1 protein-coding gene and 2 pseudogenes are annotated in these 1,507 nt (G+C 36.8%); 1 reads left to right on the top strand and 2 read right to left on the bottom strand.

Translation table 11 applies throughout. The annotated features are described in order from the left end of the window. Window positions 1–137 precede the first annotated feature (137 nt). Window positions 138–293, top strand: a pseudogene (locus VXK47_RS03505) (IS630 family transposase); the annotation flags it as partial. Between the two features lie 135 nt (window positions 294–428). On the opposite strand, the gene cbiR reads toward VXK47_RS03505, so the two are convergent. Beyond that, window positions 429–1,244: a cobamide remodeling phosphodiesterase CbiR gene (gene cbiR / locus VXK47_RS03510; protein ID WP_435547385.1), complete on the bottom strand. Its 816-nt coding sequence runs from the start codon at window positions 1,242–1,244 to the stop codon at window positions 429–431. A 14-nt stretch (window positions 1,245–1,258) separates the two neighbouring features. Then, a pseudogene (locus VXK47_RS03515) lies at window positions 1,259–1,507 on the bottom strand (exopolyphosphatase); the annotation flags it as partial.

The following is a 1,507-nucleotide window of genomic DNA, read 5'->3' on the forward strand; positions in this document are numbered from 1 at the left end:
CATCGCCAAGGCCGCGTTGGCTGATGATTTTAATGCCGTTTGCAACAAAAACCAGAAACTCTCCCGAAAATCTTTCGTGGACGCGCTGTTACGGATGGTCGCGTGAGTAAACCATGCATCATTTCGGTGAAACTTTAGTTAAAAGAAGAATCGATGATATCAAAATTGTCAGGAAAGAGTCGGCGGCATGGGAAAAGTTCAGAAACAACAAAAACGCCAAGGTTAATTGGCAATTCACTACACAGGATGCCAGGATAAAACTATCTCGCCTTTATCCGACTCTTGAGAGTTGACGAGACACTACAGAAATTGTTTGTTTAAGATATCTTTTCATAACCACAGATCCACAAGGCTATGATCTGGCCTCAAAAGTTTTGATACGTCTGAATTGCTTTTGCAATACGGATAATTATATAAAAAGCCTCGTATCATGTATTTGTTTTCTGATAAGACCGGTAACATCTATCAAAATGCTGCAATGATGGCAAAAGATTCTTGTATGAAAATACTTCCATAGATACGGTTCCGGTAAATCCCTGCATAAGTTTTATTAAATTTTTGACTTCTTCATTTGTGAGGTTATCAAGCGACAGATGATCACGGCCGTTCTTAACTCCATGAAGATGAATAACGGAAGTAATATCAAGATATTTTTTAAATACTTTTTGTGTATCATAACCGTGTAGAAGTAAATGACCGGCATCAATACAAACTGAAAAATTAAAACCGGAAACAATCCCTTCTATCCATTCAAAAGGGTATTCAAGTGTTTCTATGGATATTGATTTACTGTTTACTCCTGAACCCATAAGTTTTTCCATACTGTCATAGATGTTGTTAAGCCATATCGGGTCGCATTGGGTTTTATCCAAACTTTCAGGATATGATAGATGAAGTGTATATGTAGATGGTGATAATCTTAAAGTATGATCTATGATCGTTTGAATCGTTTCAAAAAAGCAAATTCTGTCGGAATCATTGCTGCTGCCCGGGAATATATCAACAGGCAGATGAACATTATATGTTGTGCCATGATCTTTGGCAATTTCATACAGCTCATTTATTTCGCTTTTTGCAGGAATACTATCCGGTAGTCTGCTTTCAAAAAACAGAAGCTCTATCTCATCTAAGTAAGGTGCGAGCATTTTAACATTGGGAACAATATAATCAGGATATATATAAGACGTGGTGCCGATTTTAAAAGGGTATTTTTCTTTATAAAACTGTGGAAGAGTTGAATACATATTTTTTAAATAAACTAGTCGTTGGCTTCATTTTTAAGCAATATGGAAATAATTTCCGGAATATATTCATCAGCTTTTTCTGCCGGAAACCTGCATGCTCCTGCGCCCCTGTGGCCTCCACCGCCGAATTTTTTAAGCATTTTTCCCGCATTTACCCTGCAATTCGGGTTAAAAATATTATGCCCTACACTTACTGCTATTTTCTCTTTGCTAATGTCATTATATCTTATTTTTACACTTACAATCGCTTCAGGATAAAGGGA

Origin of the sequence: Desulfobacterium sp. N47, assembly GCF_051233685.1 — a bacterium.
GTDB lineage: Bacteria > Desulfobacterota > Desulfobacteria > Desulfobacterales > RPRI01 > RPRI01.

What these genes read in the sequence shown, in the direction of transcription:
- cbiR (WP_435547385.1), bottom strand. Translation starts at nt 1,244, where the DNA reads ATGTATTCAACTCTTCCACAGTTTTATAAAGAAAAATACCCTTTTAAA.